This window comes from Pseudoalteromonas sp. Scap03, assembly GCF_013393115.1.
In the GTDB taxonomy this organism is placed as follows: domain Bacteria; phylum Pseudomonadota; class Gammaproteobacteria; order Enterobacterales; family Alteromonadaceae; genus Pseudoalteromonas.
On the sequence record NZ_VDEU01000001.1, the window covers coordinates 321,798 to 335,204 of the forward strand.

The 13,407-nt window shown below is 41.0% G+C and carries 9 protein-coding genes; 3 read left to right on the forward strand and 6 right to left on the reverse strand.

Translation table 11 applies throughout. From position 1 onward, the window contains the following. Positions 1 to 256: 256 nt before the first annotated feature. The 6 genes from lpdA to ampD form a co-directional block, all read right to left on the reverse strand. Positions 257 to 1,684 (reverse strand): dihydrolipoyl dehydrogenase, encoded by a 1,428-nt coding sequence (gene lpdA / locus FHG08_RS01425; RefSeq protein WP_008114944.1) that lies wholly within the window; start codon positions 1,682 to 1,684, stop codon positions 257 to 259. Positions 1,685 to 1,847: 163 nt separating this feature from the next. Further along, entirely contained in the window at positions 1,848 to 3,764 is a 1,917-nt protein-coding gene (aceF, locus tag FHG08_RS01430; protein ID WP_178956615.1) for a pyruvate dehydrogenase complex dihydrolipoyllysine-residue acetyltransferase, read from the reverse strand. A gap of 10 nt (positions 3,765 to 3,774) precedes the next feature. After that, entirely contained in the window at positions 3,775 to 6,441 is a 2,667-nt protein-coding gene (aceE, locus tag FHG08_RS01435; RefSeq protein WP_064663819.1) for a pyruvate dehydrogenase (acetyl-transferring), homodimeric type, read from the reverse strand. An 84-nt stretch (positions 6,442 to 6,525) separates the two neighbouring features. Then, complete coding sequence (pdhR, locus tag FHG08_RS01440; protein ID WP_138608204.1) at positions 6,526 to 7,275, reverse strand: pyruvate dehydrogenase complex transcriptional repressor PdhR; 750 nt, start codon at positions 7,273 to 7,275, stop codon at positions 6,526 to 6,528. Between the two features lie 890 nt (positions 7,276 to 8,165). Further along, positions 8,166 to 9,017: a beta-lactamase regulator AmpE gene (gene ampE / locus FHG08_RS01445; RefSeq protein ID WP_138609465.1), complete on the reverse strand. Its 852-nt coding sequence runs from the start codon at positions 9,015 to 9,017 to the stop codon at positions 8,166 to 8,168. Between the two features lie 287 nt (positions 9,018 to 9,304). Next, positions 9,305 to 9,850 (reverse strand): 1,6-anhydro-N-acetylmuramyl-L-alanine amidase AmpD, encoded by a 546-nt coding sequence (gene ampD / locus FHG08_RS01450; protein ID WP_178956616.1) that lies wholly within the window; start codon positions 9,848 to 9,850, stop codon positions 9,305 to 9,307. A 378-nt stretch (positions 9,851 to 10,228) separates the two neighbouring features. On the opposite strand from ampD, the gene nadC reads away from it, so the two are divergent. The 3 genes from nadC (at position 10,229) to FHG08_RS01465 (ending at position 13,339) form a co-directional block, all read left to right on the forward strand. Further along, positions 10,229 to 11,074, forward strand: coding sequence for a carboxylating nicotinate-nucleotide diphosphorylase (gene nadC, locus FHG08_RS01455; RefSeq protein WP_178956617.1), 846 nt, complete (start codon positions 10,229 to 10,231; stop codon positions 11,072 to 11,074). A gap of 536 nt (positions 11,075 to 11,610) precedes the next feature. Beyond that, positions 11,611 to 12,051, forward strand: a complete 441-nt coding sequence (locus tag FHG08_RS01460) for a pilin (RefSeq protein WP_178956618.1) — start codon at positions 11,611 to 11,613, stop codon at positions 12,049 to 12,051. A 64-nt stretch (positions 12,052 to 12,115) separates the two neighbouring features. Beyond that, positions 12,116 to 13,339, forward strand: a complete 1,224-nt coding sequence (locus tag FHG08_RS01465) for a type II secretion system F family protein (protein ID WP_178956619.1) — start codon at positions 12,116 to 12,118, stop codon at positions 13,337 to 13,339. The last annotated feature ends 68 nt before the right edge of the window (positions 13,340 to 13,407 follow it).

Below are 13,407 nucleotides of genomic sequence, written 5' to 3' on the forward strand. Positions count from 1 at the left end.
GGCGCTAGTAAAATAAAACACCGAGCTTTTTGCAAGCATAACTTTTATATTGCAGGCGTGAATTTATCTCACGCAGGTTTAATTTAGGGTTTTAAGCCCGTTGCCCGACACTCGCAGCTCGACATGCTTTAGTCTTTGTTTTTGCACCATAGAGACGCTGCGCTACACAGAACAATTTTTTGCTAAACGCTGAGGCTATAAAAACAAAAAACCCAAGCCGAGGCTTGGGTTTTTTATCGCGATTAACTAAAAGAAATTACTTCTTCTTTTTAACTGCTTTTTTGTTTGGTAAATCAGTGATTGAACCTTCAAAAATTTCAGCAGCAAGGCCGATTGATTCGTTCAATGTTGGGTGAGCATGAATTGTTAGCGCTAGGTCTTCACCATCTGCACCCATTTCAATACCTAGACCGATTTCGCCCAGCATTTCGCCTGCGTTAATACCAATCATAGCACCACCGATAATACGGCCGCTTTCTTTATCAAAAATAAGCTTAGTAGAACCTTCGGTACGTGAAGAAGCAATAGCACGACCCGATGCAGCCCAAGGGAATACAGCTGTTTCAATGCTTAAACCTTGCTCTTTCGCTTCTTTTTCAGTTACACCCGCCCATGCAATTTCAGGGTCAGTATAAGCAATTGAAGGAATACACTTAGGATCAAAGTAATGTTTTTGACCAGAGATAACTTCTGCTGCAACATGGCCTTCATGAACCGCTTTATGCGCAAGCATAGGTTGACCCACTAAGTCACCAATCGCAAAAATATGTTCTACGTTAGTACGTAATTGCTTATCAACGTTAATAAAACCACGCTCATCAACATTCACACCCGCTTTATCAGCGTCTAACATGTTACCATTTGGTGTACGACCTACAGCAACAAGTACTTTGTCGTAACGTACTGGCTCTGCCGGTGCATTTTTGCCTTCAAACGTAACATATAAACCGTCGTCTTTTGCTTCAACGCCAGTTACTTTAGTTGAAAGCATTACATTAAACTTGTCTTTAACATGCTTTTGGTAAATTTTAATGATGTCTTTATCAGCAGCAGGAACAAGTTGGTCTGCAAATTCTACAACATCAATTGCAGAACCTAGTGCACGGTAAACCGTACCCATTTCAAGACCGATAATACCACCACCTAAAACAAGTAGCTTTTCAGGAACATCTTTAAGCTCTAGCGCGCCCGTTGAATCAATAACGCGATCATCCTCAGGGATGAAAGGTAAGTTTACAGGTTTAGAACCCGCAGCAATAATTGCGTTATCAAAGGTAATGGTTGTTTTACCGTCAGCGCCTTCAACATCTAAAGTGTTGCTACCAGTAAATTTACCGTAACCAGATACAACTTTTACTTTACGCATTTTAGCCATGCCGTCTAAGCCACCTGTAAGCTGGCCAACAACAGAATCTTTCCAAGAACGAACTTCATCTAAGTCAATTTTTGGTGCGCCAAAAGTAACGCCGTGAGATGACATTTCTGCAGCATCATCAATCACTTTAGCTACGTGTAAAAGTGCTTTAGAAGGAATACAACCAACATTAAGACATACACCGCCTAATGTCTCGCGAGATTCTACTAATGTAACTTCTAAGCCCAAGTCAGCAGCGCGAAAAGCCGCAGAGTAACCACCAGGACCACCGCCTAGTACAACAACTTGAGTTTTTAATTCGTTGCTCATGCTATTACCTTTATTGTTTGAACGGGACACAGCCCCAAAATTTAACTGCCATGTTTCTGCAAGGCAGAAAAGGGCATTTGTGCAAATATTGTATCATTGCAAATGATAAAAATCCCAGCTAAAAACAACTGGCTGGGATTTGATTTTACTCACTCTGTAGTGATCACATCACTAACTGGCGTATATCACTCATGTAACTTGCAAGAGTAACAGTAAAGCGTGCAGCAAGTGCACCGTCAATCACTCTATGGTCGTAAGACATTGAAAGTGGAACCATTAGCTTAGGCTCAAACTCTTTACCATTCCACTTAGGCTTCATTTCAGATTTAGACACACCTAAAATTGCCACTTCAGGCGCATTCACAATCGGCGTAAATGCCGTACCGCCAATGCCACCTAGGCTTGAAATAGTAAAACAACCACCTTGCATATCTGATGAACTTAACTTGCCATCACGCGCTTTAACAGATACTTCCATTAGTTCACGAGATAGTTCAATAATGCCTTTTTTATCAACATCTTTAAACACTGGTACAACTAAGCCATTTGGCGTATCAACCGCTACACCAATATTAATGTACTTTTTAAGGATTAAGCTTTCGCCATCCTCTGAAAGCGATGAGTTAAATGTCGGGAACTCAGCAAGCGCTTTAGCTGCTGCTTTCATTACAAACACGAGTGGCGTAATTTTAACACCCAGCTTTTTCTTCTCGTTAAGGGCATTTTGCTCTTTACGGAACTGCTCAAGGCTCGTGATATCCGCTTCATCAAACTGGGTAACATGTGGGATTTGCACCCAGTTACGATGTAAGTTTTTACCTGACAGCTTTTGGATACGAGAGAGTTTTTTCTCTTCTATTTCACCAAACTTAGCAAAATCAACTTTTGGCCATGGAATTAAACCAAGCTCACCGCCACCCGCATTGCCTTTAGCTGCTGGTACTTGACCAGACTCAACTTGCTTAACCAGTTGCTTAACATAGTTTTGCACGTCTTCTTTAACAACACGGTTTTTACGGCCCGTGCCTTTAACGTTGGCAAGGTTAATACCAAACTCACGTGCTAAACGGCGAACCACTGGCGATGCATGTGCATAAGCGCTATTGTTTTCAAAGCTTTCAGGGCTTGCTTTAGCAGATGATGCTGCTGGTTTTGACTCAGCCTGAGCTGCCGGCTTAGATTCTGTTTTAGGCGCTGGTGCTGATTTTTCTGCAGGTGCTGCAGCTGGTGCACTACCCGCCACTTCAAATACAAAAATCAATGAGCCAGTTTTAACTTTATCGCCAGTCGCTACTTTAATCTCTTTAACAGTACCTGCAAACGGCGCCGGTACTTCCATAGCTGCTTTGTCGCCTTCAACGTTTAAGATAGATTGCTCTTCTTCTACGCTATCGCCAACCGCAACCATCACTTCTGTTACTTCAACTTCGTCATCACCAATATCAGGCACGCTAACTTCTTTAGTGCTTGATGCCGATGTTTGTTCAGCAGGCTTCTCTTGTGCTTTTGAATCAGCTGCTGGGGCACTTTGGTTATCACCACCTGACACTTCAAAAACAAATACTAATGAACCCGTTTTCACTTTGTCACCAGTATTTACTTTAATTTCTTTTACTGTACCGGCAAAGGGTGCTGGTACTTCCATTGCCGCTTTGTCGCCTTCAACGTTTAAGATAGATTGCTCTTCTTCTACGCTATCACCAACTGCAACCATAATTTCAGTTACTTCAACTTCGTCATCACCAATATCTGGCACAGTGACTTCTTTAGTTGATGAAGCCGATGACGCAGCAGGTGCTACTTCATCGGTTTTTTCAGCTTCTTTAGAGTCAGCAGCAGAGTCTTGCGCTTCACCTTCAAAGATGAACACTAAAGTGCCTGTGGTAACAGTGTCACCCACATTTACTTTAATTTCTTTTACCGTACCGGCTTGTTCAGCAGGTACTTCCATCGCAGCTTTATCACCTTCAACACTTAATAGTGATTGGTCAACTTCAACTTTATCGCCAACGCTCACTAGTATTTCGGTTACTTCTACTTCATCGCCACCGATATCAGGTACTTTAATTTCAATACTCATTGCAAACCTCTTATGCGTACAGTGGATTTAGTTTGTTAGTGTCGATGTTGAATTTTTTAATTGCTTCAACAACCACTGACTTTTCAACTTCACCACGTTTAGCAAGTTCAGATAATGTCGCAACTACCACGTAGCTTGCGTTAACTTCAAAGTGACGACGTAGGTTTTCACGGCTGTCTGAACGACCGTAACCATCTGTACCCAATACTTTGTAGTTATTGCTTGGAATAAATGAACGCGCTTGTTCTGCGTAGTTTTTCATGTAATCCGTTGCAGCAACAGTTACTGAATCGTTTAATACGCTAGTGATGTATGGCGTTTTTTGCTCGCTTTCTGGGTTAAGCATGTTGAAACGTTCAACATCTTGTCCATCACGGGTAAGTTCATTGAATGAAGTTACTGAGTAAACATCAGACGCAATACCAAACTCTTCGCTTAAAATTGCCGCAGCTTTACGCACTTCAGTCATGATAGTACCTGAGCTTAATAGCTGTACGTTGGCTTTTTTACCTTCGTAGCTTTCTAGCTTGTAGATACCTTTACGAATACCTTCTTCAGCGCCTTCTGGCATTGCTGGCTGATGGTAGTTTTCGTTCATTAGCGTTAGGTAGTAGTAAATGTTTTCTTGCTCTTCACCGTACATACGACGAATACCGTCTTGCACGATTACCGCTACTTCAAATGCATAAGTAGGATCGTAAGAAATACAGTTAGGTACCGTGTTTGCAAGAATGTGGCTGTGGCCATCTTCGTGCTGTAAGCCTTCGCCATTTAACGTTGTACGACCCGCTGTAGCACCTAATAAGAAACCACGTGCCTGTTGATCCCCTGCCATCCATGCCATGTCGCCAACACGTTGGAAACCAAACATAGAATAGTAAATGTAGAATGGGATCATCGGTAAGTCGTTGGTGCTGTAAGATGTTGCAGCAGCAACCCATGATGACATTGCACCTAGCTCGTTAATCCCTTCTTGTAGAACTTGTCCTGAAGTTGCTTCTTTGTAGTAAGAAACAATATCACGGTCTTGAGGGGTGTAATTTTGGCCATGTGGGTTGTAAATACCGATTTGACGGAATAAACCTTCCATACCAAAAGTACGTGCTTCATCGGCAATAATTGGCACAATATTTTTACCAATACCTTTATCTTTTAATAAGATATTAAGTGCACGTACAAAGCCCATAGTGGTTGAAATATCACGTTTTTGCTCTTCAAGTAATGGCTTGAACGCATCTACTTCTGGTAACTGTAACTTTTCAGAGAACTTAGCAATACGTGTTGGCGTGTAACCTTGAAGCGCCTCACGACGTGCATGAAGGTACTTGTACTCTGGAGAATCTTTTTCAAGCTCTAAGTATGGCAGCTCTTTTAATTGCTCTTCAGATACTAAATCATCTAAGCCTAAACGAGAGCGTAAGTGAGCCACATGCGACATGTCCATTTTCTTAACTTGGTGCGCAATGTTTTTACCTTCAGCTGCTTCACCCATGCCGTAACCTTTTACTGTTTTAGCAAGGATTACTGTTGGACGACCTTTCGTCTCTTCTGCTTTTTTAAATGCAGCAAACAGTTTTGAAGGCTCATGACCACCGCGCTTAAGGGCGAAAATTTCTTCATCTGTCATATCAGCAACAAGTGCTGCTGTTTCTGGGTAACGACCAAAGAAATGTTCACGTACGTACGCGCCATCTTTTGCTTTATATGTTTGGTAATCACCATCAACAGTTTCGTTCATTAACTGTAGTAATTTACCTGTGGTGTCTTTAGCAAGCAGAATATCCCAACCGCTGCCCCAAACAAGTTTAATAACATTCCAGCCAGCGCCTTTAAATAGGCCTTCTAGCTCTTGAATGATTTTACCGTTACCCATTACAGGGCCATCTAAGCGCTGTAGGTTACAGTTAATCAAGTAACATAGGTTATCTAGCTTTTCACGGGCAGCAAAAGAAATAGCACCACGTGATTCTGGCTCATCCATTTCACCATCACCTAAAAACGCATATACACGTTGGTTTTTAGTGTCTTTTAAGCCACGGCCATCTAAGTATTTTAAGAAGCGCGCTTGGTAAATTGAAGAAATTGGACCTAAACCCATAGATACCGTTGGGAACTGCCAAAACTCAGGCATTAATTTAGGATGAGGGTAAGAAGGTAGGCCTTTACCATCTACTTCCTGACGGAAATTATCAAGCTGTTCAGCACTTAAACGCCCTTCAACAAATGCACGCGCATAAATACCCGGAGAAATATGACCTTGGTAATAAACTAAATCGCCACCATCAACATCATTTGGCGCTTTAAAGAAATGGTTAAAACACACTTCGTAAAATGCAGCAGACGATTGGTAAGACGCCATATGGCCGCCTAAGTCGAGATCTTTTTTCGATGCACGCAATACAATCATAATCGCGTTCCAGCGAATAATTGAACGAATACGGCGCTCAAGATTTACATCACCAGGGTAGGCAGGTTCTTGATCAACCGGAATCGTATTAACGTAGTTTGTGTTAATGCCTGTTGGCATATCAACACCGTCTAAACGGGCTTGTTCTAACACTTGCTCAAGTAAAAACTGAGCTCGTTCAACACCTTCTTCGCGCACAACCGATTCAAGAGCTTGTAACCACTCTTGTGTTTCTAGCGCGTCTACGTCAATTTTATTGACTTCAGACATATGGAGGTTTCCTTATGTTTAAAATACTAATTTTATGTATTGAATACTTCACTGTTAACTCAAGTTAGCAGTAAATGTACTTGCTTAATTTTGTTTGGTGCGTCTTAAACTACGTTCAATTCGCGAATGCTCTTTACCCGCTTCAAGCAATGCTTCTTCAATATAGGCTAAATGCGCATTACTCGCTAAGCGAGCTTGTTCAGGATTACCGTCAATCACTGCATCCATTAATAAACGCCTGTGCTCAGCTAATTGGCTGCTTATATCTGACTTTTTAAGTAACACCGTTAAATTTTGTAAAACATTCTGCTCAAGTAAGCTTTGCATCCCTCTTACTAAGTGCAGTAACACTACGTTATGAGACGCCTCAGCGATGCAAAAATGAAAGTCATTAATCGCTTTGGCTTTTTGCTTTAATTCATCTTTAGCTAATGCAATCTGCTCAAAGCTCTGTTTTACTTTTGCAAAATCGTTGCTTGTTCCGCGAAGTGCTGCGTAATAAGCCGCAATTCCCTCTAGCGCATGACGAAATTCTAATAAATCAAATTGCGATTCGGGGTGTTTACTGATCAAATCAAACAACGGATCAGTCAGCCCCTCTTCCAATTGATTTTTTACATACGTTCCACCACCTTGACGACGGGTTACGAGCCCTTTTGCCTCAAGCTTTTGAATGGCTTCACGCAACGACGGACGCGACACTTCAAATTGCTTAGCGAGTTCACGCTCCGGTGGTAACTTTTCTCCTGGTGCTAACGACCCCTCAAGAATCATGTTCTCAAGTTGTTGTAAAATAACATCAGATAATTTTGCCGCTTTAATTTTTAAAGACATCAATCAACGTCCGCGTTGTATAAGTGCTAGCAGCCCATTAAATAAGGCTTTTAACTGAATGACCTGACCAAAAGGTAAATTGGTCATACCAAATTTTGCCATACGTTATCAAAAACCGTAATTACTGTCAATTTACAGCAGTTTTAAAGCCCTAAGGCCAGCGTAACGTAATTTAAACAAAGTTCAAATAATACACAGATTACAGAGGATAAAGAAAGGTTAATAATATGAAAAACAAATGGTCAGACCAGCTGGGGTTCGGGGTTCGGCACTAGGATAAAGCGTAGCGCCTCATACAAACATACCTTTACTTTATTGTAATCGAGAGTTTACCTCCCGCATATTTAGGGTCTAGGTTAAAGATCAAAGGTTTTAAGCTCGTTCCCGTTGCTCGCAGCCCGCCCACACTAAGCTAAACACGGTGTTTAGTTTCTACCTAAAACCTAACACCAAATATATTTATTTCTGAACCACAGAGGGAACAACCATTGATTGTCACTTCTTCTGTGTACTCAGCATTCTCTGTGGTAAATAAATTACTTAAAAACTATTCACAAAGAGAAGATAATGGGTGTAAATGAGAGGCCCAAAGTGAAGTAACCCCTAGTGCCTAGAACCTAAATCCAGAGATCTAATATTTATTTTTTGAACCACAGAGGACACAGAGGCGCTTCACGCTCCACAGAGGGAACAACCATTGATTGTCACTTCCTCTGTGTACTCAGCATTCTCTGCGGTAAGTAAATTACTTAAACACTATTACACAAAGAGAGGGTAAAGAAGTTTTAAGCCCGTTGCTCATTGCCCGCAACTCGTAGCCCTCCAACACCAAGCTAAACACAGTGCTTAGCTTAATTTCTACCTAACACCTATGACCTAACCCCTAGTCTTTAACTTAAACCACCAAATAAAGTCATTAAGGCAATTAACACTAAGTAAAAAAGTACATTACGCTTGACCAGTTTGATCATGCAGGTGGCTTCAAAGGTGCAGCCGTAATAACGCTTTTCAACTTGTTCGGCGGCCAATGCCGTATAAGTAACCACCTTGCGATTTGGGCTTGAAAAGTCAAATACGAAGCGCAGCCAGCAACTAGTGCCTTTGTTAAAGTTACCAATCACTAAATAACCAAAACTGGTAATACGCGCTGGGAGCCAATCTAACCAAAACAGCAAGCGGTGAATGAGCTTAAAATGCTTGGCAATGACTTCATCACGGTTACCACTCACTAAGTCAGCAAAGGTTCGTACTAATGCATAAAAAACAGCACCGGCAACACCCAATATCACAAACCAAAATATAACCGCACAATAAAACCGGAAATTAACCCACGCTAATGTTTGACCTAAGGTTTCACCACCTTGCTGCTCCTCTGTGCGCTTTTGCCCCAATTGCAAAGCATATAAAGTGGCGGCAGTTTGGTCACCTCGAGTTAATGCATTGAGGTACGACTTATATAAGGCACGCTGTTTAGCACAACCGAAGCACACCAATAACACCGCTACATTAAAAACCAGCTGCCACAATGCAAAATCAGATAAAAAAAACAAACAAGCAACCGCAATCACCGGCAGCAATAACCAAATTAAAAACCCAGAAGCCGTGCCAAATAAACCTTTATTCGTTAATAAATTAACACTGCGATTTAAGTAGCTGTTGGCATAATGGCTTATTTGCCAATGCGCAGAGCGAGCCCCTAAACGCTCAAGTATCAGTGCTATTATTATTGAAACCAAAATCATGTAGTTACTCGCTTAATTTAGGGTCTGTTGACCTTTGCGGATTATAATTTGTTCAAACTAGGGGCGATTTAATCGCGGCGCGAGGTTTGTAACCTAGTGGGCTAAGTCAAAACCGAGCAACAAAGAGTAAATCCTCCCTAGGCAGAACCCGAAGGGCAGCGCCTGTTTGGCATTGATGCTACGTTATCGCCTATTTATGGGGAATAACCACACCACATAGGCGCTGCCTTGCCTAAATACCAAACAGACTGCTGCAAATTTAACCTTGAAAGGTCAACAGACCCTAGTTATTTAATTAGGTTAAAAAACTTACGCCAGTTAAAACTCGCTCCGGGGTCAGTTTTTCGCCCAGGGGCAATATCGCAATGCCCCACTATATTACTGGCTGTTATTTTTGGGTAGCGCTGCATAATAGCCTGCGCCAATGCAGCTAAACTTTGATATTGACCATCGGTATAGTTAGTTGTATCTGTGCCCTCAAGCTCTATACCTATACTAAAATCATTACAATTTTGTTGCCCAGCAAAGCAGGAACGCCCCGCGTGCCATGCACGTTTTTCAAAAGGCACATATTGTATAACTTCGCCACAGCGCTTAATAAAACAATGCGCTGATACCCTAAGTCCTGCTAAATCACTGAAGCTAGAATGTGCATTGCAATCAATATTCCCCATAAATAAATCATCAACGTAGGGGGTGTTAAACTCCCCTGCTGGTAATGAAATATTATGAATAACCAGCAGCGAAATATCGCTGTGAGCAGGTCGCTCGTCAAAGTGGCTACACGCACGCTGGGTAATATTATTTATAACGCCTAAAGAATCTATTTTCATACTATTTGATTTAAACTTATATGCCCGATGTCAAATGCTCTTTGAGTAAAATGGTAGGGATTGGTGTCAAGTCCATTGCCCGTTGCCCGTTGCCCGTTGCCCGTTGCCGAAAAATTTAAAACACTATTGTAAATATATTCAACACAGTGTTTGCTCAAAATAGCAGCTTGAGATAGATTTATTATCTAGAGCTCAGGTTAATCAACCAAAATTGATGTATATCAAGATGCTAATAGATTTAACCACATAAAGATAGCGTAATACCAAACCATAAAATATGATTAGCGCGTTAATTTTTAGTTTAGTTGTTAGCGGCTTCTATTTAGTAATTAAACAGAGTAAAATTTAGTTAATTAATTATCTACTATGAGCTTTTTCATGTCTATTTCGCATACCCTAATTAGCCAACTTGTTACCTTAGCCCTGGATGAAGACCTAAATAACCAAAGCGCAGAACAAGGCGACATTACCGCACAGCTTATTCCTCAAGCAGAGCAAGCCAATGCGAAAGTGATCACCCGTGAAGACTGTGTTTTTTGTGGTAAAGACCTTATTATTGAAGTATTTAAACAAGTCGACCCAAGTGTAGTTGTAAATATATGCGTGAACGACGGCGACTTAGTTAGTGCCAATAGCACCCTATTTACTGCATCAGGCTCTGCACGCGCTATTTTAACGGCTGAGCGAACTGCACTTAATTTTGTACAAACGCTTTCAGGCACAGCCACCACCACAGCACATTATGTAAAAGAGCTCAGTGGCACTAGCACGCAACTACTCGATACCCGTAAAACCATTCCGGGGCTAAGAGCATTGCAAAAATATGCAGTTAAGTGTGGCGGCGGTGCAAACCACCGAATTGGATTGTTTGATGCGTTTTTAATTAAAGAAAACCACATAGCAGCCTGCGGAGGAATTAATAACGCAGTAGCTCAAGCTAAGCTAAATCATGCCGATAAACTTATAGAGGTTGAGGTTGAATCGTTTGATGAGCTAGAGCAAGCCATTGACGCAGGCGCCGACATTATAATGCTAGATAATTTTAATCCTGAGCAAATACGCCAAGCGGTTACCATTACAAATAAGCGCGCTAAATTAGAAGTATCAGGCAATATGACCTTGGAAACGCTCAAAGCCTACTCACAAGCTGGGGTCGACTTTATCTCAAGTGGAGCGCTTACAAAAAATTTACAATCAATCGATTTATCGATGCGATTTGAATAAATAATGTAAAAACTATTTATAGTTTCTTGCGCTAATTGATTGACAGCTTTTAAAAAAGAGCATTAAATAATCCTAAAGGACTATTTGTAACAAGTTATTAAATAAAGGCGTTTTTTATAAAGTTTTTAAATACAAAAGCGCAATAAACAGTGTTAGACTCATTCATATTGACTAGTTTTAAATACTTAATTAGTTAAAAAGAATGGAGAAGCATTTGTAAGGGACAGAATAAAAATAAACGACAAGGTTTATTTTTATAATTAACTTGTAACTTAAGCGGGTTATAACTAACTTTTAATGGTTAGGTTTATACTCAAATAAGGGACGAGAAACGAATAACCGCCATGCTGTGCATTACTTTTGGGTCATTGCTTTAAGGTAATAATTTTAAAATAGTGATTACCAATGGTGCTAAAATGCCACTTGGCAAAAATGATTTTATTTTTTGTAGTAACAGGTTAAGTAAACAACATAAGTTATATTTATAATTTATACCCGTTTGGCTTACCGCAACATTATCCTTTAGGAGAGGAAACATGCAAACAATGACACAACAAAACCAAAAGGGTTTCACCCTAATTGAATTAATGATTGTAGTAGCAATCATCGGTATTTTAGCAGCAGTTGCACTACCTGCTTATCAAGACTATACCATCAGAGCACGTGTAACTGATGGATTGTCATTGGCTTCAGCAGCTAAGACAGCTGTTGCTGAAAATTCTATGAATGGAAATGCATTAGATCAAGGTTGGACAGCACCAACAGCAACAGATAATGTTACAAGCGTAGCAATCGCAGGCGCAACAGGTTATGTAACAATAACATACACAGCTAGAGCAGGCGGCGGTACAATTATATTGAGACCGCAAGCTGGTGGTGCAGATTTAACAAGTGGAACTGTTCCTGCAAACTCTTTAAGTTGGGACTGTACTACAGGTACTTTAGCTGCGGCCTATAGACCATCAAGCTGTAGATAGCATCATTTCAAGGCTGAATACCTAGTACTCAGCCTTAATTAAAATAATACAAGTAAATTAAAATATGAAAAAAGAGCCAAACCAAAAAGATACTTTTCAATGGATCGGGGTTAGTGCTCGAGGAAAAAAGCTTGAGGGAGAACTAATTGGTTCTAGTATTGCTTTGGTCAAAGCCCAGTTACGCAAACAAGGCATTACCCCCTCAAAAGTAAAACGCAAAGCCAAACCCTTGTTTGGTTTGCAAAGTGTGCAAAAAATCACCCCAAAAGACATTGCTTTAGTTACTCGGCAAATAGCTACCATGCTGATGGCGGGTGTACCACTGATTCAATCAATTGAGATGATAGGCTCAGGTTCTACCAATAAAAGCGTGAGTAAACTCATGGAAACAATTGGTGATGAGGTTAAAGCAGGGCAACCATTATCAATGGCACTCAGAAAGCATCCCCGTTATTTTGATGATTTATATTGCGATTTAGTAGCATCAGGTGAGCAATCGGGCTCTTTGGATAAAATATTTGACCGCGTAGCCCTTTATAAAGAAAAATCAGAAGCGCTTAAATCAAAAATTAGAAAAGCCATGTTTTACCCTATTGCGGTATTGGTGGTGGCGTTGATTGTAACCTCCATATTACTTATTTTTGTAGTACCACAATTTCAAGATATTTTCGCTGGCTTTGGTGCTGAACTGCCTGCCTTTACCTTATTTGTGATTGGTATATCAGAATTTATGCAAACAAACTGGTGGATAGCGCTCATTGCAGTTGTTGCCTTTGGTTATCTATTTAAAGAAGCCCATTTAAGAAGCTTAAAGTTGCGTGATGCCACCGATCGCGCCATACTGAAGCTTCCGGTTGTCGGCATGATTTTAAATAAAGCGGCCGTGGCACGTTATGCGCGGACTTTATCGACCACTTTTGCTGCGGGTGTACCATTGGTGGATGCTTTGGATTCTGCAGCCGGTGCCTCAGGTAATGCGGTTTACCGTTATGCTATTTTAGAAATAAAAGCCGAGGTAAGTTCAGGTAATCAAATGAACTGGGCGATGCGAAATTCAAAAATATTCCCCGATATGGTAGTGCAAATGGTCGCCATTGGTGAAGAATCAGGTTCGCTTGATGGCATGCTGGCTAAAGTTGCCACTATCTACGAGCAAGAAGTAGATGACGCGGTAGATGGTCTATCGAGCTTACTTGAGCCGTTAATAATGGCAGTGCTCGGCGTATTAGTGGGTGGCTTAATTGTGGCCATGTACTTACCTATATTCCAACTAGGTTCAGTTATTTAACCCCGCGTCCTTTTAAGATTTTATTTCGGTTTTAGGTTCACGAGCAACGAGCTTCGGGTTATAGGCCT